Annotated in this window: 22 protein-coding genes; 16 read left to right on the forward strand and 6 right to left on the reverse strand. The window is 69.6% G+C overall.

The window, feature by feature from the left end; all coding sequences use genetic code 11:
• Nucleotides 1–119: 119 nt before the first annotated feature.
• Nucleotides 120–362 carry a DUF6458 family protein gene (locus H5393_RS11175; RefSeq protein WP_076061489.1) on the reverse strand — a complete coding sequence of 81 codons (243 nt, stop codon included), beginning with the start codon at nucleotides 360–362 and terminating at the stop codon, nucleotides 120–122.
• A 151-nt stretch (nucleotides 363–513) separates the two neighbouring features.
• Between H5393_RS11175 and H5393_RS11180 the strand changes: the two genes are divergently transcribed.
• The 14 genes from H5393_RS11180 (at nucleotide 514) to H5393_RS11245 (ending at nucleotide 14,591) form a co-directional block, all read left to right on the forward strand.
• Entirely contained in the window at nucleotides 514–1,890 is a 1,377-nt protein-coding gene (locus H5393_RS11180; protein WP_182766721.1) for an MFS transporter, read from the forward strand.
• A 45-nt stretch (nucleotides 1,891–1,935) separates the two neighbouring features.
• On the forward strand, nucleotides 1,936–3,471 hold the full coding sequence (locus tag H5393_RS11185; protein WP_182766722.1) for an alpha/beta fold hydrolase: 1,536 nt from the start codon (nucleotides 1,936–1,938) through the stop codon (nucleotides 3,469–3,471).
• Nucleotides 3,472–3,613: 142 nt separating this feature from the next.
• Nucleotides 3,614–4,900: a substrate-binding domain-containing protein gene (locus tag H5393_RS11190; RefSeq protein WP_220488380.1), complete on the forward strand. Its 1,287-nt coding sequence runs from the start codon at nucleotides 3,614–3,616 to the stop codon at nucleotides 4,898–4,900.
• 10 nt (nucleotides 4,901–4,910) lie between these two features.
• Entirely contained in the window at nucleotides 4,911–5,675 is a 765-nt protein-coding gene (locus H5393_RS11195) for an ABC transporter ATP-binding protein (RefSeq protein WP_220488381.1), read from the forward strand.
• On the forward strand, nucleotides 5,672–6,376 hold the full coding sequence (locus H5393_RS11200) for an ABC transporter ATP-binding protein (RefSeq protein WP_182763207.1): 705 nt from the start codon (nucleotides 5,672–5,674) through the stop codon (nucleotides 6,374–6,376). Before H5393_RS11195 ends, H5393_RS11200 begins: the two co-directional genes overlap by 4 nt.
• Entirely contained in the window at nucleotides 6,373–7,248 is an 876-nt protein-coding gene (locus tag H5393_RS11205) for a branched-chain amino acid ABC transporter permease (RefSeq protein WP_076061496.1), read from the forward strand. Before H5393_RS11200 ends, H5393_RS11205 begins: the two co-directional genes overlap by 4 nt.
• Nucleotides 7,245–8,321 (forward strand): branched-chain amino acid ABC transporter permease, encoded by a 1,077-nt coding sequence (locus H5393_RS11210; protein WP_182766723.1) that lies wholly within the window; start codon nucleotides 7,245–7,247, stop codon nucleotides 8,319–8,321. Before H5393_RS11205 ends, H5393_RS11210 begins: the two co-directional genes overlap by 4 nt.
• Nucleotides 8,318–9,826, forward strand: coding sequence for an AMP-binding protein (locus tag H5393_RS11215; protein ID WP_182766724.1), 1,509 nt, complete (start codon nucleotides 8,318–8,320; stop codon nucleotides 9,824–9,826). Before H5393_RS11210 ends, H5393_RS11215 begins: the two co-directional genes overlap by 4 nt.
• Nucleotides 9,823–10,437, forward strand: a complete 615-nt coding sequence (locus H5393_RS11220; protein ID WP_182763204.1) for a TetR/AcrR family transcriptional regulator — start codon at nucleotides 9,823–9,825, stop codon at nucleotides 10,435–10,437. The genes H5393_RS11215 and H5393_RS11220 overlap by 4 nt, the downstream gene beginning before the upstream one ends.
• Entirely contained in the window at nucleotides 10,434–11,183 is a 750-nt protein-coding gene (locus H5393_RS11225; protein WP_182766725.1) for a 3-hydroxybutyrate dehydrogenase, read from the forward strand. Before H5393_RS11220 ends, H5393_RS11225 begins: the two co-directional genes overlap by 4 nt.
• The gene (locus H5393_RS11230; protein WP_182766726.1) at nucleotides 11,180–12,058 is read left to right on the forward strand and encodes an alpha/beta fold hydrolase; all 879 of its coding nucleotides are present in this window, start codon (nucleotides 11,180–11,182) and stop codon (nucleotides 12,056–12,058) included. The genes H5393_RS11225 and H5393_RS11230 overlap by 4 nt, the downstream gene beginning before the upstream one ends.
• Nucleotides 12,055–12,762, forward strand: a complete 708-nt coding sequence (locus H5393_RS11235) for a CoA transferase subunit A (RefSeq protein WP_182766727.1) — start codon at nucleotides 12,055–12,057, stop codon at nucleotides 12,760–12,762. Before H5393_RS11230 ends, H5393_RS11235 begins: the two co-directional genes overlap by 4 nt.
• A gap of 3 nt (nucleotides 12,763–12,765) precedes the next feature.
• Nucleotides 12,766–13,413 carry a 3-oxoacid CoA-transferase subunit B gene (locus tag H5393_RS11240; protein WP_182766728.1) on the forward strand — a complete coding sequence of 216 codons (648 nt, stop codon included), beginning with the start codon at nucleotides 12,766–12,768 and terminating at the stop codon, nucleotides 13,411–13,413.
• Nucleotides 13,410–14,591 (forward strand): acetyl-CoA C-acetyltransferase, encoded by a 1,182-nt coding sequence (locus tag H5393_RS11245; RefSeq protein WP_182766729.1) that lies wholly within the window; start codon nucleotides 13,410–13,412, stop codon nucleotides 14,589–14,591. Before H5393_RS11240 ends, H5393_RS11245 begins: the two co-directional genes overlap by 4 nt.
• A gap of 250 nt (nucleotides 14,592–14,841) precedes the next feature.
• Here the strand turns inward: H5393_RS11245 and H5393_RS11250 are convergent, their stop codons facing one another.
• Nucleotides 14,842–16,014 carry a TIGR04053 family radical SAM/SPASM domain-containing protein gene (locus tag H5393_RS11250; protein WP_182766730.1) on the reverse strand — a complete coding sequence of 391 codons (1,173 nt, stop codon included), beginning with the start codon at nucleotides 16,012–16,014 and terminating at the stop codon, nucleotides 14,842–14,844.
• A 190-nt stretch (nucleotides 16,015–16,204) separates the two neighbouring features.
• Here H5393_RS11250 and H5393_RS11255 point away from each other — a divergent pair, with 190 nt between their 5' ends.
• Nucleotides 16,205–17,185 carry a ribose-phosphate pyrophosphokinase gene (locus H5393_RS11255; RefSeq protein WP_182763198.1) on the forward strand — a complete coding sequence of 327 codons (981 nt, stop codon included), beginning with the start codon at nucleotides 16,205–16,207 and terminating at the stop codon, nucleotides 17,183–17,185.
• Nucleotides 17,186–17,200: 15 nt separating this feature from the next.
• On the opposite strand, the gene H5393_RS11260 is transcribed toward H5393_RS11255, so the two are convergent.
• Together H5393_RS11260 and H5393_RS11265 are read right to left on the reverse strand one after the other, a co-directional pair.
• On the reverse strand, nucleotides 17,201–18,520 hold the full coding sequence (locus H5393_RS11260) for an MFS transporter (RefSeq protein ID WP_220488382.1): 1,320 nt from the start codon (nucleotides 18,518–18,520) through the stop codon (nucleotides 17,201–17,203).
• Between the two features lie 23 nt (nucleotides 18,521–18,543).
• Nucleotides 18,544–18,987, reverse strand: coding sequence for a hypothetical protein (locus H5393_RS11265; RefSeq protein ID WP_182766731.1), 444 nt, complete (start codon nucleotides 18,985–18,987; stop codon nucleotides 18,544–18,546).
• 194 nt (nucleotides 18,988–19,181) lie between these two features.
• Between H5393_RS11265 and rocD the strand changes: the two genes are divergently transcribed.
• Nucleotides 19,182–21,281: an ornithine--oxo-acid transaminase gene (rocD, locus tag H5393_RS14905; RefSeq protein ID WP_370585980.1), complete on the forward strand. Its 2,100-nt coding sequence runs from the start codon at nucleotides 19,182–19,184 to the stop codon at nucleotides 21,279–21,281.
• A 7-nt stretch (nucleotides 21,282–21,288) separates the two neighbouring features.
• Here the strand turns inward: rocD and H5393_RS11275 are convergent, their stop codons facing one another.
• Nucleotides 21,289–22,350 carry an NAD(P)-dependent alcohol dehydrogenase gene (locus tag H5393_RS11275; protein WP_182766732.1) on the reverse strand — a complete coding sequence of 354 codons (1,062 nt, stop codon included), beginning with the start codon at nucleotides 22,348–22,350 and terminating at the stop codon, nucleotides 21,289–21,291.
• Nucleotides 22,351–22,360: 10 nt separating this feature from the next.
• Entirely contained in the window at nucleotides 22,361–23,194 is an 834-nt protein-coding gene (locus H5393_RS11280; RefSeq protein ID WP_182763195.1) for a hypothetical protein, read from the reverse strand.
• Between the last annotated feature and the right edge of the window lie 13 nt (nucleotides 23,195–23,207).

The following is a 23,207-nucleotide window of genomic DNA, read 5'->3' on the forward strand; positions in this document are numbered from 1 at the left end:
TGCGCCCCCACCTTACAACTTGGATCGAGTGCACAAAATCGATCGTCCAAGTCTGGAGGGGTCCCACCAAAACGAAGGGTCCGCCCCCCAAGGAGCGGACCCTTATTGTTGAGTTCTAATCAGAGACCGTCGTGCGATTCAGCGCGGTGCACCGTCTCGCCCGTGTTGGGATCCTGGACGGTGCGGGCCTCGGTGACGCGGGTGCGCTGCGAGGCCAGAAGTGCCCAGATGAGCCCGATGACGCCGGCGGCGATCAGGATGTAGCCGATGATGTCGAGGCTGACGTAAGGCACCTCAGCATCGACGGCCCACACCAGGATGGCGCCGATGGCCATGAGGATGATGCCAGAACCGATTCGCATGGTTCCTCCTTGTTTCAGTTTCGCGTGGACGGCAGCCCACATAATCACCGTAACGTCTTTCCACGGGCAGGTATATGGGGTTTCTCTCATACTTTTGGGTGTGTTGGCATGGGTTCACCGAAAGTTAACTCGCGCGCGTTAATCTGCGCTGGTGAGCACATCCGCAATTCCAGACATCACGCCGTCGCCCGAGACGACCGGTGCCCTTTCCTCGGCGCAGGCCAGTAAGGGCAAGGTCTTTTCGTGGGCACTGTGGGATTGGGGAACACAGCCTTACGCCACGGTCATCACCACCTTCGTCTTCGCGGTGTACCTGACCAGTTCGGCCTTCGGCCCGAAGGACGAGGTCACGATGAAGCTGGCCTGGGCCACGGGGATCGCCGGGCTGTTCATCGCGCTGTTGGCCCCGGTGCTGGGCCAGGGATCAGACCGTTCCGGCAAGCGGATGTTCCACCTCAGGTGGCAGACCTGGCTGCTGGCCGCCATCTGCGCCGCGATGTACTTCGTGGCGCCCGCCCCCGAGTACTTCCTGCTGGGCGCCATCCTCCTGGGCGCGGGCAACGTCGTCTCCGAGATCGCCAACGTCAACTACTACGCGGCCATCGACCAGGTGTCGACCCCACGCAACGTGGGCCGCGTCTCCGGCCTCGGATGGGGCCTGGGCTACCTGGGCGGCATCTCCATCCTGCTGCTCATCATCGCGCTCATGGGCTCCGGCTTCGACGCGGACCAGGTGCGCCTCTCGATGCTGCTGTGTGGCGCCTGGACGCTGGTCTTCTCCATCCCGATCTTCATCGCGCTCAAGGACCGCCGGCCGGCGCATCCCGCACCGTCGCTGGGCATCGTCGGCTCCTACCGGGCCCTCTTCAACTCCATCAGGCGGCTGGCCCGCACTTCGCCCAACACGCTGTTCTTCCTGATCGCCGCGGCGCTCTTCCGCGACGGGCTGGCCGGCGTCTTCACCTTCGGTGGTGTGCTGGCGGCCGGCACCTTCGGGTTCGAGTTCAGCGAGGTGGTGATCTTCGGCGTCGCCGCCAACGTCGTGGCCGGCGTCTCGACGATCCTCTTCGGCCTGCTCGACGACCGCCTCGGCCCCAAGAGTGTGATCATCGGCTCGCTCATCGCGCTGGTGCTGCTCGGCCTCGGCGTGTTCGTGTTCCACGACGGCGGCAAGCCCGTGTTCTGGGGGCTCGGCCTGGCCATGTGCCTGTTCGTCGGCCCGGCGCAGTCCGCCAGCCGTTCCTTCCTGGCCCGCCTGATCCCCAAGGGCATGAGCGGCGAGATGTTCGGCCTCTACGCCACGACGGGCCGGGCCGTGAGCTTCCTGGCCCCGCTCATGTTCGGCCTGGCGATCGCGCTCGGGCTGGCGGTGACGGGCGCGGGCGACGAGGAATCCGCGCAGCACTGGGGCATCCTCGGCATCGTCCTGGTCCTGCTGATCGGCCTCATCGTGGCGCTGTTCGTGAAGGAGCCGCCCCAGCACACGCTGCCTCCCGAGGACGAGCTCGCCGCCGCCCGCGTCGGCTGACCCCGGACGGGGCCGGGCGCCCCGTCGGGTGATTACGCTGGGGCGATGCACCTGACGAGCACCTCGATCGACGTCGACGGCTTCCATCTGCAGGCCCTCACGTCCACCGGTGACCACGCTCGCACCCTCGTGCTGGTGCACGGGCTGGGGGTGGCGTCCAGCTACTTCGAGCCGTTGGCCGAGGCGCTGGGGCGCAGCGGCCGGCTGGTGCTGCTCAACCTGCCCGGCTTCGGGCCCACCCCAGAGCCGGACCAGACGCTCCGGATCGCCGAGTTCGCCACGTTGGCCCGCCGCGCGGTGGCTGAGCTGGGGGTCGAGGGGGCCGTGTGGATCGGGCACTCGATGGGTGCCCAGGTGGTCGTCGAGGCGGAGGCCCAGCAACCCGGGCTCTGCTCCCGCATGGTGCTGCTGTCGCCGGTGGTCGACCGCACGAGCCGCCGGGCGCGCACCCTCGTGCGCCAGTTCAGCCAGTCGGCGCTGAAGGAGAAACCCAGCTCAGCCGCCGCGTCGGTCCGGGCCTTCCTCAGCTGCGGGCCGAAGTGGATGTGGCAGATCTTCCCCGCGATGCTGAACTACCCCATCGAGGACCGGATCTCCTTGACCCACGTCGAGACGCTGCTCGTGGCGGGCGAACTCGACCTTATGGCGCCGCGCCGCTGGCTGGAGGAACTGGCTGATCGGGCTGGCGGCCGCGCCCAGGTCGCCGTGGTGCCGGGCGCGCACCAGGCGATGCACACCCACGCCGAGAGGGTGGCCGAGCTGATCCTGGCCTCGTCCGGGCCGGAGGACCCCACATCTGGATCCGGGGTCCGGGACGACGCCGCATCTGGATCCGGCGGGGCTGCGCCCCACCCGCCCGTCTCGGCCTGGTCGGTACTCCGCAGCCCCCGGTCGGTCCGGGTCGCCGCCCAGGACTGGGCGGTGGCGCTGCGCGACCAGTACCTCTCGCTCCGCGCCCGCAGGGACGAGACGTCCGGCACCCCAGGCGACTGCACCGGCCCCGCCGTCGTCCTCATCCCCGGCATCCTGGAGAACCCGCGATACCTGGCGCCGTTGCAGCAGTGGCTCGTCTCCCACGGGCACACGGTCCACCAGTTGCCGGCGCTCGGCTGGAACCTGCGGGGGATCACCGCCTCCGTCACCCAGGGCCTCGACGCGTTGGAGTCGCTCGAGGTGCGCGACGCCGTCGTCGTCGCCCACTCCAAGGGCGGGCTCATCGGCAAGGCCATGCTGCTCAGCCCCAGATCCGACGGCGTGCTGGCCGGCATGGTGGCCGTGGCGACGCCGTTCAGTGGCTCGCAACTCTGGAACCGCGTGCAGCGGATGTTCCTGCTGCGGCGCTCACCCCTCGGGCTGTTCCACCCGGAGCACCCGGAGCTCGCGGCGCTGATCGCCGAGCGGGAGGTCAACCGTCGGATCGTGTCGCTGGCCCCGGCGTTCGACCAGATGATCCCCGGCGGCTCGCATCTCGACGACGCCACGAACGTCACGCTCAGCGTCGAGGGCCACTTCCGCCCCGTGAGCGACCCGACGGTGTGGGAGGTCATCCACGCCCACCTCCATCAGTTGGCCGACCACTAGCCCCACCCCCGGAAGGGAAGCGAATCACGCGGCGCTCACCCGTCGTGATCGAAACGTGACCTGAAACCCTTGACAGGCCCTCTGCGCACAGGGCACGATCCTCATACCTGAATCACCTTTCATGTTCAGCGGAAGGAACCCCATGCGGACAAAGAAGCCCGTACTCGCAGCAGTAGCTGTGGGCCTGTCAATGATGCTGGCCGCCTGTGCGCCCAGCACCACTCCCGCTCCGGCCGAAACCTCGGCCGGTGGCGGGACCACCGCCTCCGAGAGCGCCGGCGGCGAAACCACGGCCAGCGGCAGCGCATCGGCCGAAGCCTCGGCCAGCACCTCCGAGGTCGCCACCGGCGATCCGGTGAAGGTCGCCATCATCTACTCCAAGACCGGTCCTCTCGCCGCCTACGGCGAGACCTACTACCAGGGCTTCCAGGCAGGCCTTGACTACGCCACCGACGGCTCCGGCGCAGTCGACGGCCGCGAGCTCGAGATCACCTACACCGACGACGGCGGTGACCCCGACAAGGCGGTCGCCGCGGCCAAGGAGGCCATCGGCAACGGCACCAAGATCATGGGCGGCACGGTTTCCTCCGGTGTCGCCGGGCCGCTCGCCGAGCAGGCCGAGCAGAACAAGGTGCTGTACATCTCCGGCCCGGCCGCGGCCGACGCCATCACCGGCATCAACCGCTACACGTTCCGCTCCGGCCGCCAGTCGCTGCAGGACGTCGCCACCACCTCCGGCCAGATCTCTGACGGTTCCAAGGTGCTCGTGTTCGCGCAGAACAGCGCGTTCGGTCAGGGCAACGTGGCAGCCGCCAAGGCGATCCTGGAGCCCAAGGGCGCCGTCGTCTCCGAACTCCTCGTGCCGGAGGCCGAGACCGAGTTCACGCCGTTCGCGGCCCGCATCCTCGACGCGAAGCCTGATCTGGTCTTCGTCGCCTGGGCGGGAGCCACCTCCGGCGCGATGTGGCAGGCGCTGTCGCAGCAGGGCGTGCTTGAGAGCACCAACGTGATGACCGGCCTCGGCGACCTCTCCACCTATGGCGCGTACGGTGAGGCCTCCGACAAGATCAACTTCCTCAACCACTACTTCCCCGGTGCCCCGGACAACGAGGTCAACGACGCGATGGTGTCGTTCCTCGACGAGGGTGGCCACCAGGCCGATCTGTTCTCGCCCGACGGTTTCGTCGCCGCGCAGATGATCGTCCAGGCAGTGCGCGAGGGCGGCGGAGACGACGTCGATGAGATGATCGCCTCGCTCGAGGGCTGGGAGTTCGACGCTCCGAAGGGCCCCCAGCAGATCCGTGAATCGGACCACGCCATGATCCAGCCGATGTTCGTGGTGAAGCTCAAGGAAGAGGGCGGCCAGTGGGTGCCTGAGCTCGTCGAAACCATGGACGGCGCCGACGTGGCCCCGCCGGAAGCGTCGTGAGCGGATCCTGATGATGCAAGTGACAACTGTGGGACCAGCGCTGGAGGTCCGGGACCTCTGCTGGCAGGTGGGCGGCGCACGCATCGTGCGGGACGTGAGTCTGGCCGTCGCCCCCGGGGAAATGGTGGGGGTCATCGGCCCCAACGGTGCGGGCAAGACGTCGCTGTTCAACCTGATCAGCGGCATCAATCCGGCCAGCAGCGGCCGGGTGCTCCTCCTGGGCAGGGACGTAACGAAACACTCAGTGGCGTCCCGGGCCAGGGCCGGCCTCGGCCGCACCTTCCAGACCTCCAGCCTGTTCCCACGGTTGTCCGTCCTGGAGAACGTACGGCTCGCGGCGCAACAGCGCCTCGGCGGCTCGCTCTCCATCCTGAAGTTCCCGCGCAGCGCCGACGACGCCACCCGTCTTGCCCGCGAAATGCTCGACATCGTGCAGTTGGGGTCCCGCCGCAGCTTCGCCGGCGACCTCAGCCACGGCGACAAGCGCAAGCTCGAGATCGCCGTCCTCCTCGCACAGGACCCCAGCGTGATCCTCCTCGACGAGCCCATGGCTGGCGTGGCCCACGCCGACGTGCCGGGGCTCACCGAGGTCATCCGCGACCTCAACAACCTGGGCAAGACCGTCATGATCGTCGAGCACCACCTCGAGGTGGTGCTCGGCCTCGTCAGCAGGGTCGCCGTTATGCACCACGGCGAACTCCTCGCCTTCGACGAGCCCGGCGCCATCATGGCCAACCCGACGGTGCAGTCGGCCTACCTGGGAGACATCGCATGAGCCTGCTCACCGTCGAGCACCTCCGCGCCACCGTCGGCGGCCAGCAGGTCGTCGAGGACATCACGTTCGAGGTGCCCGCCAGCGGAGTCACCGCCGTGCTGGGCCGCAACGGCGTCGGCAAGTCGTCGACCCTCAAGGGCATCCTCGGCCTCTACGACCGCACCGGCACCGTCACCTTCGACGGCGAACGCATCGACCACGAACCCACCCACCGCATCGTCCAGCGCGGCATCGGCTACGTGCCGGAGGACCGCGAGGTCTTCAGCATGCTGACCGTGCACGAGAACCTCACGCTCGCCGCGCGCCAGGACGAGCCGCGCTGGGAGTTCGTCACCCAGCTCTTCCCGGAGCTCAAGCAGCGCGCGCAGCAGCGGGCCGGCACCCTGTCCGGTGGCCAGCAGCAGATGGTCTCGCTCGGCCGCGCGCTGATCAACGACAACCGGCTCCTCCTCATCGACGAACCAACGAAGGGGTTGGCGCCGAAGATCGTCCAGGAGGTGGCCGCCGTCCTCGACGAGGCCGCCCGCACCGTCCCGATCCTGCTGGTGGAACAGAACCTGCAGGTCATCAACCGTCTCGCGAGCCGCGTCATCGTCATCGACTCCGGCCGCGTCGTCCATACCGGCGACGCCCGCGAACTGCTCGACGACACCGAACGTGTCCAGCGGTTCCTCGGCGTCCATGGGGAGGCCACGAAGTGAGCACGCTCGTCCTGTTGACCTTCACCGGGCTGGGCCTCGGCGCCCTGTACTTCCTGGTGGCCTCCGGCCTCAGCCTGATCTACGGCCTGATGGGAGTGTTGAACTTCGCCCACGGCTCGTTCCTCACCCTGTCCGCGTTCGCCGGGTTCGAGGTGGGCCGACGGCTGGGTGCCGGCACGTTCGCCGGCTTCTTCGGCTCCATCCTGGTGGGTGCGGTGGTGGGCGGTCTCTTCGCCGCGGCCACCGAACTGCTGCTCATCCGGCCGCTCTATAAACGCCACATCGAGCAACTGCTCGTCACTGTGGGCCTGTCCCTGGCCACCGTGGCGCTGTTCGAGGGCATCTGGGGCCCGGACCCGATCTTCCTGGACTCCAGCGGTTGGCTGCGCGAGACCACCGAGATCCTCGGCGCCCGCATCCCCAACGACCGCTTCGTCACCATTCTGGCGGCGCTCATCGTGCTGGGCGGCCTGGTGCTGTTCCTCAACAAGACGCGCTACGGCCTGATCATCCGCGCCGGCGTCGAGAACCGCTCGATGGTCACCGCGCTCGGCATCGACGTGCGCAAGGCGTTCACGCTGGTGTTCACCATCGGCGGCATCGCGGCCGGCATCGGCGGCGTGCTCGCCAGCCACTTCTTCGGCTACGTCTCGCCGCTGCTCGGCGGTTCGCTCCTGATCTTCGCGTTCATCGTCACCGTCATCGGCGGCATGGGGTCCCTCGCCGGGGCGGCCATCGCGTCGGTGCTGGTGGCGCTGCTCCAGCAGTTCGCCAACTTCTACCTCGGCGTCGGCGACTTCATCGTGGTGCTGCTGCTCGGCGTCGTCCTGCTCGTCCGCCCCCAGGGCCTCCTCGGAAAGGCCGCAGCATGAAGAGGCTCCTCCCCGGCGAAGGCCGCGGTTACCTGATCGCCCTTGTCGTCGTCGTCGCCCTGTTCGTGGCGCCGCTGCTGGCCATCCCCGGCCTCGGCATCCTGCCCGGCCCCACGTATTCGGCCGGCTCCATGCACCTGATGGCGTTCACCATGCTGATGGTGGCCGTCGTGCTGTCCTACCACCTGATCTTCGGCGTCGCCGGCCTGCTGTCGTTCGGCCACGCACTGTACTTCGGCGTGGGCGTCTACGGGCTGGCCATCGTGCTGCGCAACACAGAGCTGCCGCTGCTGGCGGCGGGGGCAGTGGTGCTGGTCATCGGCATCTTCGTCGCCAATGTGCTGGGCGCCATCAGCCTGCGGGTCAGCGGCATCTCGTTCGCGATGGTGACGCTGGCGTTCGCGCAGGCCGGCAACGTGCTGGTGCGCCGGAACCCCGGCCGCCTCACCGGCGGCGAAGAGGGCCTGTCCATGGCCAGCGACAACGTGCCGGACTTCGTCATCGGCGTCATCAACACCCGCAACCTCTACTGGGTGGCGCTGGTCACCGTCGCCGTCGTCTACGTGATCGTCGCCTGGATCGAGAATTCCCGCCTGGGCCACAACGTCGCCGCGGTGCGCGAGAACGACACCCGGGTCCGCGTGCTGGGCGGCCGCCCGTACCTGGTCAAGCTCATCGCGTTCGCCGTCGGCGGCACGTTGGCCACGTTCACCGGCATGGTGTTCCTGCTGCTCCAATCCGGCGCCTCCGCGACGGCAGTGTCCACCGAGTTCACCATCTCGCTGCTCACCATGGTGGTGCTCGGCGGCGTGGGCTCGCGGTGGGGAGCCGTCGTCGGTGCCATCATCTACACGCTGCTCAACCAGCGCCTCAACGCGCTGGCCAGCTCGCCGGCGATCGCGGACCTGCCGGCCATCCTGCGGATCCCGTTGTCGGAGCCCATGTTCATCCTGGGCACGTTGTTCATCCTGATCGTGCTGTTCCTGCCCGGCGGCGTGTCCGGCACGCTCAACCGCCTCGCCGGCCGCCGACGCGGGAACGACCCGCGCGAGGCGCTGGAGGACATCGCGTGAACACCGACCACACGATCGACCGCTGGCTCACCGACAGCGCCCGTTCCTACCCGGACCGGGTGGCCGTCGACGACCGCGGCGTGGGCACCACCTACGCCGGTCTGGAGCGCCGCGTCGGGCGGTTGTCGGAGCGGCTCACCCGCGGCGGCTACCGCGCGGGCGACCGCATCGCCACCGTCACCGGCAGCAGCACCGATCACGTGGTCTGGTTCTTCGCCTGCGCCCGCCTGGGCATCGCGCTCGTCCCGCTGTCCTGGCGTTCGGCGCCGGCGGAACTGGCCCACGCCCTGAGGGTCGCCGATCCGATGCTGGTGGTGGTCGAGGACGCCTACGCCACCGTCGCGGGGGAAGGGCTGGCCCTGCTGCCGGAGCCCATCAACACCGCCAGGTTCGACACCTACGGCGTGCCGCCCCGCGCCCACCACACGCCTGCAGGGCCGCGCCGCGGGCCGCACAACGACGACCCCCTGCTGATCATCTTCACCTCCGGCAGCACCGGCCGCCCCAAGGCCGCCGTCCTCACCCACGACACGTGCTTCTGGACCAACCTGTCCTTCTCGCGCGTCGTGCCGTTGAACCGCGACGACGTGGTGCTCTCGGTGCTGCCCCAGCACCACGCCGGCGGGTGGAACGTGCAGCCGCTGCTGGCCTGGTCGGTGGGTGCCACCGTCGTGCTGGAGCGCACGTTCGACGCCCGCCGCATCCTGCAGCTCATCCCCGCGCGCGGCATCACCGCCATGATGGGCGTGCCCACGCACTACCGGCGGCTCAGCGAGGAGTACACCTTCGCCGAGACCGACCTCTCCACGTTGCGCACCGCAGTCGTGGGCGGCGCCCCCGCCTCCGCCGCCGTGCTGCGCACCTGGCACGCCCGCGGCGTGCGACTCACCCAGGGCTACGGGCTGACCGAGGCCGGACCCAACGTGCTGTGCCTCCCGCCCGAGGACGCCCTCGAGCGGGTGGGCTCGGCGGGCCGCCCGTACCCCCACGTGGAGGTGGCGCTGGCAGAGCCGGTCAACGGCGATCCCGTCGTCGGGCCGGCCACCGGGGAGCTGCTGGTGCGGGGGCCGGGGCTGTTCGCCGGCTACCTCGGCGACCCCGTCGCCACCGACGACGCGCTGCGCGACGGCTGGCTGCACACCGGCGACCTCGCCACCCGCGACGAGGCCGGCTACTACTCCATCCTCGGCCGCACCGACGACGTGTACATCTCCGGCGGCGAGAACATCGCCCCCGTCGAGGTGGAGGAGGCGCTGCTGACGCATCCCGCGGTCGCCCAGGCCGCAGTCGTGGGCGTGCCGGACGACATCTGGGGCGAGGTCGGCCACGCCCACGTGGTCCTGCGCCCGGGCGCCACCGTCGACAGCGCCGAGCTGATCGCCCACGTGCGGGCGCAACTGGCCGCCTTCAAAGCCCCGGCGAGGATCACGTTCGCCGACGCCCTGCCCACCGCCGGCATCGACAAGGTCAGCCGCCGGGCACTGAGAGAAGAGAGTCGCCGATGACGACCATCACCCCCCGCACCGCCCGCGGTGAACGCACCAAGGCCAAGATCCTGGAGTCGGCGCGCACCGCGTTCGCCACCCATGGGTACCACGAGGCGTCGATCGTGAAGATCACCGAGGGCGCGGGCGTCGCCATGGGCACCTTCTACCTCTACTTCCCCGGCAAGGCTGAGCTCTACCACGAGGTGGTCGTCGACCTGAACCGTCAGCTGCGCAACGCCATGCGCCAGGGCAGCGACGGCGCCGCCAACCGGCTCGAGGCGGAGCGCGGCGGGTTCCGCGCCTACTTCGACTTCCTCGCCGAACACCCCGAGGTCTACCCCCTCATCCGCGAGGCCTGGTTCGTGGCCCCCGACGCGATGCGCACCCACTACACCCGCATCTTCGAGGGCTACGCCGAGGCGTTGGCCGATGCGGCAGGGCGGGCTGAGATCTCGGTGGCGAACCCGGAGGTGGCTGCGTGGGCGCTGATGGGCGTCGGCGAAGTGGTGGGCATGCGCTACCTCAGTTGGGACGCCGGCCACCCTGCCGCCAAGATCCCCGACGACGTGTTCGAGGCCGTCATGGACTTCGTCACCAACGCACTGCAACCTCGAGGAGGACACGCATGAGCACCCCACTGAGCGACCGGAAGGCGCTCGTCACCGGCGGCGCCAGCGGCATCGGGCTCGCCTGCGCACAGGCGTTGGCCGCCGACGGCGCGCGCGTCGTCGTCGCTGATCTCAACGAGGCCGCCGCACGCGCGACCGCCGAGGAACTGGGCGGCGAGGCCTGGGTCGTCGACCTGTCCGACACCGCCGCGCTCGAGGACCTGAGCCTCGACTGCGACATCCTGGTCAACTGCGCCGGCATCCAGCGGGTCTCCCCCATCGAGGAGTTCGACCCGGCCGCGTTCCGGCTGCTGCACCGCATCATGCTGGAGGCGCCGTTCCTGCTCATCCGCGCTGCGCTGCCGCACATGTACTCGCAGGGGTTCGGCCGCATCATCAACATCTCGTCGGTGCACGGCCTGGTGGCCTCGCCGTTCAAGGCTGCCTACGTGTCGGCCAAGCACGGCCTGGAAGGGCTGTCGAAGGTGACGGCGCTGGAGGGCGGCCCGCACGGGGTCACCTCCGTGTGCGTCAACCCGGGTTACGTGCGCACCCCGCTCGTCGAGGGCCAGGTGGCGGACCAGGCCAGGACGCACGGCATCTCGGAGGCCGAGGTGATCGAGAAGGTGATGCTGGTGCAGCCGGCCGTCAAGGAGTTCGTGGAGCCCGGCGACCTGGGCGCCCTGGTGTCGTTCCTCGCCGGCCCGCACGGCCGCATGGCCACCGGCGCCAGCTATGTCATGGACGGCGGGTGGATCGCGCGATGAGCCGCCGAGACGTCACGGTGCCCGGCGGGCTCTACTGCCACGTCTGGGAACCCTCGGCCGACCCCGTCGGCACGGTGCTCGCCGTGCACGGCATCACCTCGTCATCGCGCGCCTGGGAACCATTGGCCCGGCACCTGCCCGGGTGGCGGATCGTCGCCCCGGACCTGCGCGGGAGGGGGCGGTCGAACGCCCTGCCCGGGCCGCACGGGATGGCACAGCACGCCGACGACGTGGCCGCCGCGCTGGAGCACCTCGGCATCCACCACGTGCTGCCAGTGGGGCACTCGATGGGCGGGTTCGTCTCCGTGACGCTCGCCCACCGGCACCCGCAGCTCATGGACCGGCTGGTGCTCGTCGACGGCGGCCTCCCGCTGCCGATGCCCGAGGGCCTCGCCCCGGAGGACGCGCTGCAGGCGATCCTCGGCCCAGCCGCGCAACGGCTGTCGATGACGTTCGACTCCCCCGAGCAGTACGTGGCGTTCTGGCAGCAGCACCCCGCCTTCGCCACGTGGACGCCGGACGTGGAGCGCTACGTCCGCTACGACCTGCACGGCGACGAGGCCCCCTACCGGCCCTCCACCAGCTACGACGCCATGGCCGGCGACTACCAAGATCTGGTGCGCGCCGAGGGCAACACGTTCCTCGACGCGCTGCAGGGCCTGGCGGTGCCGACGGTGTTCCTGCGCGCCGAGCGGGGAATGATGGACGAGCCCGGCGGGCTCTTCCCCGCTGACTACGCATCCCGGTGGGCAGCCCGGCTGCCCGAGTTCACCGTCGTGGATGTGCCCGGGGTCAATCACTACACGATCACGTTGTCGGAACGCGGAGCCGCCGTGGTCGCCGATGCCGTGCTGCATCAGGAGGTGGCCCCATGACCAAGGTCCGGACCAATATCGCCGAGGTGCTGACAGAGCACCTCTTCGACGGGATGACGCTCGCCGTCGGAGGCTTCGGGTTGTCCGGCAATCCGGTGGACCTGATTGAGATCGTCCGGGATTCGGGCGTCCGGGACCTGACCGTGGTGTCGAACAACATGGGCGTCGACGGCGTGGGCCTGGGCATGTTGCTCGACAACAAACAGGTCCACAAGGTGCTGGCGTCCTACGTTGGCGAGAACAAGACGTTCATGGCGCAGTACATCAGCGGCGAACTGGAGGTGGAGTTCGTGCCGCAGGGCACCCTCGCGGAGCGGCTGCGTGCGGGCGGGGCCGGCATCCCCGCGTTCTACACAGCCACCGGCGTGGGCACGATCATCGCCGACGGCAAGCCGGTGCAGACCTTCGACGGCCGGGAGTACGTGCTGGAGCGCGCCATCGTCGCCGACGTGTCGCTGGTGCACGCCCACACCGCCGACGTCAGCGGCAACCTGGTGTTCAACCGGACGGCCCGCAACTTCAACCCCAATGTCGCGACGGCGGGGCGGGTGACGTTCGTTGAGGCCGAGCACATCGTCGAACTGGGCGGCATCAACCCCGACGCCGTGCACCTGCCGGGTGTCTACGTGCACCACGTGGCGCAGTATTCCGGGCGCGAGAAGCCCATCGAGCAGCGCACCGTGCGTGCGCGTCAGGAGGCTTAGACGATGGCCTGGACCCGCGACGAGATGGCGGCCATGGCGGCCGCCGAACTGCAGGACGGCGACTACGTGAACCTGGGCATCGGCATGCCCACCCTGGTGGCCAACAACCTGCCCGAGGGCGTGCACGTGGTGCTACAGAGCGAGAACGGCATCCTCGGGATGGGCCCGTTCCCGTACGAGGGCGACGAACACCCAGACCTGATCAACGCCGGCAAGCAGACGGTGACGCTGCTGCCGGGCGCGGCTATCTTCGACTCGGCCACGAGCTTCGCCATGATCCGCGGCGGCAAGATGGCGGCCGCCATCCTGGGCGCGATGCAGGTCTCGGGCGCCGGCGACCTGGCGAACTGGCAGATCCCCGGCAAGCTCGTGAAGGGCATGGGCGGCGCGATGGACCTGGTGGCCGGCACCGACCGGGTGATCGTCCTGACGGAGCACGTCGCCAAGGACGGGTCGCCGAAGATCGTGGCCGAATGCACCCTGCCGTTGACCGGCCGGGGCGTGGTGCAGCGGATCATCACCGACCTCTGCGTCTTCGACGTGGTCGATGGCGGGCTGGTGCTGCGACGCATCGCCCCCGGGCATTCGGCTGATGAGATTGAGACCAAGACCGGGGCCGAGTTCTCGGTGGAGCTGGAGGAAGTGGCATGAGGGACGTCGTGATCGTGGGCGGGGCCCGCACCCCGCAGGGCCGGTTGCTGGGTCAGTTGGCCTCGATGAAGGCCGTCGACCTGGGGGCGCACGCCATCCGATCCGCGCTGGCGCGGGCCGGGGTCGAGGCGGAGGCCGTGCAGTACGTGCTGATGGGTCACGTGATCCAGGCCGGCTGCGGGCAGAACCCGGCGAAACAGGCGGCCGTGTCGGCAGGGCTGGGCATGCACGTGCCGGCCGAGACGGTCAACAAGGTGTGCCTGTCCGGGCTCGCCGCGGTGACGCACGCCGCACGGCTGATCCGGCTGGGCGAGGCCGAAGTGGTGGTCGCCGGGGGCATGGAGTCGATGACCAACGCCCCGCACCTGGCCCGGGTGCGCGCCGGCGTGAAGTACGGCACGGCCCCGCTGGAGGACGCCGTGGCCGCCGACGGGCTGGACGACGCGGCGGACCGGATCTCGATGGGGCTACTCACCGAGCAGGGCAACGAACGGCACGGCTTCACCCGGGAAGAGCAGGACGCGGTGGCGGCCGATTCCCATGTGCGGGCCGCTCGCGCCGCGGCCGACGGGATCTTCGCCGACGAGATCGCGCCGGTGTCGATCCCGCAACGACGGGGTGAACCGCTGGTGCTCGACAGCGACGAGGGCGTGCGGGCTGAGTCCACCGTCGAGACGCTCGGCAAGCTGCGGCCGGCGTTCCGGTCAGACGGGACGATCACCGCGGGCAACGCATCGCCGATCTCCGACGGCGCCGCAGCGTTGGTGGTCACCTCTCGGGAGTACGCGGAGGCGAACGGGCTGACGGTGCTGTGCGTGGTGGGCGAGGCCGGGCAGGTCGCCGGGCCGGATACGCAGCTGCACGAGCAGCCGTCCAAGGCCCTGGCCGCTGCGTTGGCGCGCGCCGGGTGGGAGGTGGCCGATCTGGACTTCCTCGAGATCAACGAGGCCTTCGCCGCCGTCGGCCTGGCGTCGCTCAAGGAATTGGGCTACCCGTGGGAGAGGACGAACCTGCACGGCGGTGCCATCGCGCTCGGCCACCCCGTCGGGGCATCCGGTGCGAGGTTGGCGCTGCATGCGGCGATGGAGTTGCATCGTCGGGGCGCCGGGCGCGCGGGTGTCGCCTTGTGTGGGGGTGGAGGACAGGGCGAAGCGCTGCTGCTCTCCGCCAACTCTTGACCGGTCCGCGAGTCGGTCGCGCCGGGCCCGTTCATAGGCGCCCAGAGTAACCATCCGGCACAGCTTGCGTTTAGCCGTGGGCAAGGGGGCGCCCTTCGCGGTAGGTCGGGCGTTGGGGGTGCCCGCCGACGACTGGCTCGGTGGAGACCACATCTCCGGCGGGTGGGGTCCCACATGGGCGAGAAGGGCGCCCCCTTGCCCACGGCGATCCGGCCCGAGGGGACCCCGTCGACCACCGAGGGATGTGCGGTCAGGCCCCCTGAGGCTGGTAGATGCAGGTGGGGTCCGACGCGAGCGGGTCGCCCAGCATGGCGTGCGCCCGCGCGCGGCTGCCGCCGCAGATCCAGTTGAACTCGCACACTCCGCACTTGCCGGAGTAGGACGACGGTTCCCGCAGCGCCTTCATCATCGGCGCCTCCGCGTAGATCTCGCGGAACGACTGCTCCTTCACCGAGCCGCACTTGTGGGGCAGGAAGCCCGACGGGTAGACGTCGCCGATGTGGTCCACGAACGCGAACCCCCGGCCACTGTTGACCCCGATCGGCGGCCGCGGCGTGCGGCGTTCGACGACGCCGCCCAGCAGCCGCTCGGTCTCCTCCGTCAGCCACGCGTGAAGCTCACCGCGCTCAGGCATGGGCCGGCCCGCTGCGCGGAGGTCGTCGCGCTGGATGGCGACCCGACGGTAGTTCGGCGCCTCCGTCACCTTGACGGCGACCCGGTCGGAGACGTCGTGCAGCCAGTGCAGCACGTCCTCCATCTCCTCCGGGTCGAGCGGTTCGAGGTTGGAGCCGCGGCCCATCGGCACGAGGAACAGCACGTACCACATGTGCGCCTTCATGCTCATGGTGGTGGCGAGCAGCTGCGGCAGTTCCCGCAGGTTGTTGCGGCAGATGGTGGTGTTCACCTGGAACCGGAACCCGTGCTTGACCACGAGCTCGGCGGCCTTCATCGTGTCGTCGAACGTGCCCTCGATGCCGCGGAACGAGTCGTGGGTCTCGGCGGTGGCGCCGTCGAGTGACAGCGAGAACGCCTTCACCCCGGCCTCCCGGACGGACGCGAGCCGCTCGTCGGTCAGCAGCGGGGTGACCGACGGCGACAGCGCGATGGGCAGCCCGATGGAGGTGCCGTAGGCGATGAGCTCCTCCAGGTCGGGGCGCTCGAAAGCGTCGCCGCCGGAGAAGATCACGATGGGCTTCGGGGTGCCGTAGGCGGCGAAGTCGTCGAGCAGGGCCTTGCCCTGCTCGGTGGTCAGCTGGCGCGGGTCCGCCCGCGTGAACGCGTCAGCCCGGCAGTGCCGACACGCCAACTGGCACGCCCGGGTGACCTCCCACACCAGGACGTGGGGCCGATCGCCGGCGTCGTGGTGCAGGGTGCGCACCACTCCCTTCGACTGCGGCTGGTGCATGGCATGTGGGTGCGACATGCCCGCGATCCTACAACCAGTAGTACTCAGCGACGGGGGCGGCCGACCAGCAGAGCGGCGCGGCGTGGCTGCCGAGGCTCCGACGACCAGTGGGAAACGCGGCGTGCAGCTGGCCGTCGGTGAATGCCTGACCCTGGACCCTGCGCGGCTGGGTAGGCTGAGGCCAGTCCAACAAGATAGGGGCCTGCCGGTGAAGGGCATCGTCGTGTTCTCCGGGTCGGCGCATCATGAGCTGGCCGACGAGATCTGTGACCACCTGGGGCTGAGGCGCTCCGGCGTCAAGATCTCCCGTTTCAGCAACGACTGCCTCCAGGCCCAGTTGCTGGAAAACTGCCGCCAACGCGACGTCTACATCGTGCAGCCGCTGGTGCCTCCCACCCAGGAGCACCTGATGGAGCTGCTCCTGATGATCGACGCCGCCCGCGGCGCGTCGGCAGGTCAGATCACCGCCGTCATCCCGCACTACGCCTACGCCCGCTCCGACAAGAAGGACGCCTCGCGCATCTCCATCGGCGGCAAGCTGGTGGCCGACATGCTCGCGACAGCAGGCGTCGACCGGGTGCTCACCATGGCGTTGCACGCACCGCAGGTGCACGGCTTCTTCTCGGTGCCGGTGGACCACCTCACCGCGCTGGGCGTCATCGCCGACCACTACCGCGAGCGGGACCTCACAGACTGCGTCGTCGTCTCCCCGGACCTGGGCAACGCCAAGCAGGCCACGCTCCTGTCGCGGCTGCTCAATCTCCCGGTCGCGGCGGGCTCGAAGCAGCGGCTGGCCGACGACCGGGTGGTCATCGACGCCATCGTCGGCGACGTCCGTGGCAAGCGCGCCATCGTGCTCGACGACGAGATCGCCACCGGCGGCTCGATCGTGGAGATCGTGCGCGCGCTGCAGGCCTTCGGCGCCGCCGAGGTGAGTGTCGCCTGCACGCACGGGCTGTTCACCGGCAACGCGGTCGAGAAGCTGCTGAGCGTGGACGCCATCAAGGAGATCGTGTCGACCAACACGGTGCCTGCACCGGAGAACTTCCCGGGCCTCACGTGCCTGAGTGTCGCTCAGTTGTTCGCCAGCGCCATCGACCGGATCCACAACGGCCGCTCCGTCTCGAAGCTGTTCAACGACGTGGATCCGTCGCACGCCCCGCCGCCCCAGCCGGAGGGTCTCTTCTGACCCCGTGGATGCGGGTCAGTCGCCCAAGCCCCGGCGGCGACGCAGCCTCTCGAGCACCTCGCGCCAGCTCGGCACGAGGACACCCTGGGATTCCATCAGCGTGCGGAGCTTCCGGCGGCTGAGCAGAATCCCGCCGATGCCGACGATGAAGAACGGCGCCTGCAGCGCCCACGCCAGGCGCAGGTGCTCCGGCGTGTAGGCGTTGCCGCCCGCGATCCAGTCGAGGAACACGCCCATCAGCAGGATGAGCAGGGTGCCGCCGGTGAACGCTCCGGTGATGACGATGCCGTTGGCCGCCCCCAGCCGCGTCGACGGCAACGACGTGCGGGGGAAGTCGAAGCCGATGCCTGTGCCCGGTCCGCCCACGGCGAGGACCAGCACCAGCAGGAACAGCAGCGCCCCCGGGGCGCGCCCCGGCCAGAGCAGCACCGCGGCCCACACCACGATCAACGAGCACACCACGATGAGCGCCAGCGTGCTGCGACGCAGCGGATGCCGGGCGGTGAGGGCGCCGATGACAGGCCCCGCGAACATCGACGCGACAGACAGCACCGTGAACAGCCCGGACGCCTGGAGCTGCGACAGTCCTTGGGCGACGACCAGGTACGGCATGCCCCACATGAAAAGGAAGGCGTTCATCGAGAAGCCGGAGGTGAAGTGCACCCAGAAGCCGAGCTGCGTCGCCGGATGGCGCGTCACGTCGGCGATCCGCCCCGGGATCTCGCGCAGCGGGTCGACGACGATGCCCGCGTCCTCCCCCGGCGGGGCGTTGCGCACCCACCCGATGATCGCCAGCACCGCCAGCGCGCTGGCGCCGGACACCATGAGGAGCCCCAGCCGCCAGCCGAGGAGCTGGATCACCGGCAGCACGATGATCACCGAAGCGATCTGGCCGAAGCCGGCGAACATGCCGGTGATCTGGGTGAGCACCGGGATCCGACGCGGTTCGAACCAGCGGGGCAGGAGTTTGAGGATGCCGTTGAAGATGCAGGCGTCGCCCACGCCCAGCAGGATCCGGGCGACATAGGCCAGCGGCAGCTCGGTGGCCAGGGCGAGCACCATCTGGCCGGCGACGATCACCAGGATGCCGCCGGTCAGCACGACGCGCGATCCGTACCGGTCGAGCAGCAGCCCGACGGGCACCTGGGCCAGCGCGTAGACCGCGAGCTGCAGCACCACGAAGGTAGAGATGATGCCCGGTGTGGTGCCGAAATGTTGGGCGGCCTCGAGCCCGGCCACGCCGAGGGAGGTGCGGTGCATGACGGCGACCGCGTAGGCGAGGAGGGAGACGCCCCACACCACCCAGGCCGCTCGGCCGTACCCGCTTGTACTCACAAAACGAACCCTACTCGTGTCGGTTACGGAGCCGATGATTCAGCGAGCAACCGGCGGAGGACCCGGCGGTAGCCGGCCCGCAGCACCGGCACGGCGAGCCAGTGGAGCCTGCGTGGCCACCACGGCAGGTGCACCGCCTGCCGCCAGATGACGGTGGCCCCGCCGTCGTCGGGCAGGCACTCCACGCGGATCAGCCCGCGGATGGCGCGCCCCTGCTTGCGGAGCCGGGCCGAGCAGCGGCCGGGACCCGCGTCGAGGTGTTCGACGACCATCGGGTCGTCGAAGCCGAACGGCCCGATCGCGGTGCGGGCGACGAACCGCGCACCGGGCTCCAGTTCGGCGAACGACGGCGCCGGGGTCAGCGTGGTGAACGGGATGACCCTGCTGTGGGCTCGGAGGTCTAGCACGCGGCTGAGCGCCTCGGGAGGTGGACAGTCAGCGTGCAGCGTGACCGTGAAGCGGCTCATGGCTCTCAGCCTACGAGATCGCAGGCGGCTCACCGCGACCCCTGGAATGGGGGTGGTAAACCGCAGGGACGGATGCCAGAATGAAATTGGCGTGCCCGTGTCGCATCTTCCCCGCCCGCTCCTGATGGGCGGCGGGTGGAAGTTCCGCCGGGCCCTGGGACAGCGTCCGCCTCGTCTATTTCCCGAGGAGCATCATGTCCACGACGGAAACGGCCCCAGCCCCCACCCCCACCCCCAGCCGCGCGATGGAGCGACGCACGGCCCAGCACCGTCGCTACCTGATGTGCCGGCCGGAGCATTTCACGGTCACCTACGCCATCAATCCCTGGATGGAGCCGGGCAGGCCCACCGACACGGCGCGCGCGATTGAACAGTGGCAGAAGCTGCACGACCTGTATCTGAGCCTGGGCCACGAGGTGGAGCTGATCGATCCGGTCCCCGGCTATCCCGACATGGTCTACACGGCCAACGGCGGCTTCCTCATCGACGGGCGTGCCTACCTGCCGAAGTGCCTCTTCGAGGAGCGGGCCGGGGAGGCTCCGGCGTTCGCCGAGTGGTTCCGCACCCACGGTTACGACACGGTAGAGCCGACCGAGGTCAACGAGGGCGAGGGCGACTTCCTCCTCGTCGGCAATACCATCCTGGCCGGCACCGGGTTCCGCTCCACGGACGACAGCCACCGCGAAGTGGGGGCAATCTTCGGTCGCGACGTGGTCTCGCTGAACCTCATCGACGCGCGCTACTACCACCTCGACACAGCCATCGCCGTGCTCGACCCCGTCCAGGGCACGGAGCACGGCGCGCCGGCCAGGGCCAACATCGCGTACCTGCCAGGGGCCTTCGACGCCGCCAGCCGCGCCATCCTCGAGGATCGCTACCCCGACGCCGTCCGCGTGTCGGACGAGGACGGCGCCGTGTTCGGGCTGAACTGCGTGAGCGACGGCTACAACGTCGTCATCGCGCCCGGGGCCGAGGACTTCGCGAATGAGCTGCGCGCACGCGGCTACAACCCCATCCCGCTCGACCTGTCCGAGCTGCTGCTCGGGGGCGGCGGCATCAAGTGCTGCACGCTGGAGCTGCGCGGCAGCCACGTGGCGACGGCGGGCCCGCACCCCGAGCGTGTGGAGGCGCACGTCGCCCACAACTACCACCCGCTGCCGGTGACCATCGCGTCCGCCGAGGGCGTCTGGGTCACCGACGTGGACGGGAAGCGCTACCTCGACCTGCTGGCCGCCTACTCAGCGGTGAACTTCGGCCACCTCCATCCGGCGCTCGTCGACGCCGCCACCCGCCAGCTCGAGCGGGTCACGCTCACCAGCCGCGCCTTCATGACCGACCGCCTCGAGCCGTTCGCCGAGGCGCTCGCGAGGCTCTGCGGCAAGGACATGGTGCTGCCCATGAACACCGGCGCCGAGGCCGTCGAGACCGGCATCAAAGTGGCCCGCGCCTGGGGCTACCGCGTCAAGGGCATCCCCGCGGACAAGGCGCGCATCATCGTGGCCGCGGGCAACTTCCACGGCCGCACCACCACCATCGTCAGCTTCAGCGACGACCCCGTGGCGCACAACGACTTCGGCCCGTTCACGCCCGGTTTCGACGCGGTGCCCTACGGGAACGCCGACGCCATCGCCGCCTCCATCACGGCGGAGACCGCGGCGGTGCTCATCGAGCCGATCCAGGGCGAGGCAGGCGTGATCATCCCGCCCCGGGGCTACCTGCGGCGGATCCGCGAGGTCTGCGACGAACGCAACGTGTTGTTCATCGCCGACGAGATCCAGTCAGGACTGGGCCGCGTCGGTGAGACCTTCGCGTGCGACAGGGAGGGAGTCAAGCCTGATCTCTACCTGCTGGGCAAGGCGCTCGGCGGCGGCATCCTGCCCGTCTCCGCCGTCGTCGGGGACCGCGCGGTGCTCGGCGTGCTGCGGCCCGGGGAACACGGCTCCACCTTCGGCGGCAACCCGCTGGCGGCGGCGGTGGGGTTGCGCGTGGTCGAGATGCTGGAGACCGGTGAGTTCCAGGAGCGTGCGCGCAGGCTTGGCGAGCACCTCGCCCTGGGGCTCGGGAGGCTGCTCGGGCACGGTGTGACGGCCATTCGCGTGGCTGGCCTGTGGGCGGGCGTCGACATCGCTCCCCCGCTCGGGACCGGGCGCGAGATCAGCCAGAAGCTGATGGCGCGCGGCGTGCTCGTCAAGGACACGCACGGCCAGACCATCCGCATCGCGCCGCCGCTGGTGATCGGCGAGACGGAGATCGACTGGGCGCTGGAGCAACTCCGCCTGGTGCTGGAGAGCTGAGGCGCGCTCAGTCTGCCAGCGTCGAGGCGTCGATCACGTAGCGGTAGCGCACCTTCGAGGCCACCACGTTGTCGTAGGCCTCGTTGATCTGGCTGGCGGGGATCACCTCGATGATGGGCCGGACGTCGTAGTCGGCGCAGAAGTCGAGCATCTCCTGGGTCTCGCGGATGCCGCCGATGTTGGAGCCGGCGATGACGCGGTTGCCACTGATGAGGCGGCCCAGGCCGACGGTGGCGTTGCCGTCCGAGGGGAGGCCGACGTTGACGACGACACCGTGGGGCCTGGTGAGGCCCACCAGGACGTTGAGGTCCACGCCGTCGGAGATGGTGGACAGCACGATGTCGAAGGAGGCGCGCATCTTCTTCATGGCGTCGCGGTCCTGGGTGGAGACGTAATCCGACGCGCCGAGCTTGAGCCCGTCGTCGCGCTTGGCGAGCGTGCGCCCGAACACGGTGACGTCTGCGCCCATCTTGGCGGCGAACTGCACGGCGACGTGGCCGAGCCCGCCCATGCCGATGACGGCGACGCGCTTGCCCGGGCCTGCACCCCAGTGTTTCAGCGGGCTGTAGGTGGTGATGCCGGCGCACATGAGCGGCGCTGCGTGCTCGAGCGACATCTCGTCCGGCACGCGCATGAGGTAATCCTGCTCGACGGTGATGCCCTGCGAGTAGCCGCCGGCGGTGGGTTCGCCGTCGCGGCCCCGGTCGTTGTAGGTGCCCACGGTGCGCTGGCCGGCGGGCGCGGTGCAGAACTGCTCCTCGCCGTCCACGCACATCTCGCACTCGCCGCAGGAGTCCACGAAACAGCCCACTCCGACGCGGTCGCCGACGGCGAACTTCGTGACCTCCGAGCCGACCTTCGTGACCACGCCCGCGATCTCGTGACCCGCGACGAGCGGGTAGCTGGTGTCGCCCCATTCGGAGCGCGCGGTGTGGATGTCGGAGTGACAGATGCCCGCGTAGGCGATCTCGAAGTAGACCTCGGTGGGGCCGGGTTCCCGGCGGGTGATGGTGGTCTTCTCGTACCGGCCGGTGGGCGAGTCGATGGCGTAGGCGATGACCTCAGGCATGAAGCCGAGGTTACTCGCCGCCCAAACCGACGAGCCATTCGGCGTCGGACTCCGGCCCGGGCATGGGCGCCTCGGCGCTGGCGTCCGGGACGGTGCAGTTCATAGGCTCGCCGGGGGGCGGGCCGAATTCCTTGCCGCCGAAGATGACGTCCTTGGCGTAGGCGTAGTACGCGTCGTGTTCCCCGGTGTCGTACGGGTTGTCGAGCGCGCAGCGGCCGACGTAGTAGCCGATGACGTCTGCCCAGACCTCGGTGACCTTGCTGCCGGCGTACTCCGAGAAGCGGCCTTCCTTGGCGTACAGCTTCGTGAAATCGGTCCAGTAGGCCGGCTCCGAGTAACGGTCCGAGTTGAGCACGTGGGCCAACTCGTGGGCGACGAGGCGGGTCAGGCGTCCCTCGTCACCGGAATCCAGCGCGCGCTGGAACTTGGCGAAATCCAGGGAGACGTAGCCGCTCCTGGTGAGGCTCCAGTCGCCCCACGCGTAGCCGCGGATGTTGGTGGTGTTGATGCCGACGGTGCCCGTGACCTTGCTCTGCAGATCCGTGCGGTAGGAGGTGCACTCCATCGCGTCGAGCGTCTCCCAGAGGATCTTGATCGACGGGCGGCGCGCCTCCGTCCACTGCGAGCCGGCCAGCTTGAAGCCGAAGTTGGCGGCGAGCTGCGCCTGGATGTCCTCGATGGACGCGCCGTCGGGGAACGGGAAGGTGGAGGCGCAGGGGCTGGGGATGCCGGTGACGGGGACGACGGGCTCAGGGGCGATCGGCAGTGCATCCGCGGTGGTGGCGGCGATCGAGCCAACAGCTACAGCAGCCAGCGCTGCGAGCGAGGCGATCCATGTGCGCACGTGTTGTCTCCGA

Source organism: Tessaracoccus sp. MC1756, assembly GCF_014164735.1.
Lineage (GTDB): Bacteria > Actinomycetota > Actinomycetes > Propionibacteriales > Propionibacteriaceae > Arachnia.

What these genes read in the sequence shown, in the direction of transcription:
- H5393_RS11265 (WP_182766731.1), bottom strand. Translation starts at nt 18,987, where the DNA reads ATGAGCCGCTTCACGGTCACGCTGCACGCTGACTGTCCACCTCCCGAG.
- H5393_RS11275 (WP_182766732.1), bottom strand. Translation starts at nt 22,350, where the DNA reads ATGCCTGAGGTCATCGCCTACGCCATCGACTCGCCCACCGGCCGGTAC.
- H5393_RS11220 (WP_182763204.1), top strand. Translation starts at nt 9,823, where the DNA reads ATGACGACCATCACCCCCCGCACCGCCCGCGGTGAACGCACCAAGGCC.
- H5393_RS11230 (WP_182766726.1), top strand. Translation starts at nt 11,180, where the DNA reads ATGAGCCGCCGAGACGTCACGGTGCCCGGCGGGCTCTACTGCCACGTC.
- H5393_RS11200 (WP_182763207.1), top strand. Translation starts at nt 5,672, where the DNA reads ATGAGCCTGCTCACCGTCGAGCACCTCCGCGCCACCGTCGGCGGCCAG.
- H5393_RS11175 (WP_076061489.1), bottom strand. Translation starts at nt 362, where the DNA reads ATGCGAATCGGTTCTGGCATCATCCTCATGGCCATCGGCGCCATCCTG.
- H5393_RS11240 (WP_182766728.1), top strand. Translation starts at nt 12,766, where the DNA reads ATGGCCTGGACCCGCGACGAGATGGCGGCCATGGCGGCCGCCGAACTG.
- H5393_RS11245 (WP_182766729.1), top strand. Translation starts at nt 13,410, where the DNA reads ATGAGGGACGTCGTGATCGTGGGCGGGGCCCGCACCCCGCAGGGCCGG.
- rocD (WP_370585980.1), top strand. Translation starts at nt 19,182, where the DNA reads ATGTCCACGACGGAAACGGCCCCAGCCCCCACCCCCACCCCCAGCCGC.
- H5393_RS11210 (WP_182766723.1), top strand. Translation starts at nt 7,245, where the DNA reads ATGAAGAGGCTCCTCCCCGGCGAAGGCCGCGGTTACCTGATCGCCCTT.
- H5393_RS11195 (WP_220488381.1), top strand. Translation starts at nt 4,911, where the DNA reads ATGATGCAAGTGACAACTGTGGGACCAGCGCTGGAGGTCCGGGACCTC.
- H5393_RS11190 (WP_220488380.1), top strand. Translation starts at nt 3,614, where the DNA reads ATGCGGACAAAGAAGCCCGTACTCGCAGCAGTAGCTGTGGGCCTGTCA.
- H5393_RS11250 (WP_182766730.1), bottom strand. Translation starts at nt 16,014, where the DNA reads ATGTCGCACCCACATGCCATGCACCAGCCGCAGTCGAAGGGAGTGGTG.
- H5393_RS11225 (WP_182766725.1), top strand. Translation starts at nt 10,434, where the DNA reads ATGAGCACCCCACTGAGCGACCGGAAGGCGCTCGTCACCGGCGGCGCC.
- H5393_RS11235 (WP_182766727.1), top strand. Translation starts at nt 12,055, where the DNA reads ATGACCAAGGTCCGGACCAATATCGCCGAGGTGCTGACAGAGCACCTC.
- H5393_RS11185 (WP_182766722.1), top strand. Translation starts at nt 1,936, where the DNA reads ATGCACCTGACGAGCACCTCGATCGACGTCGACGGCTTCCATCTGCAG.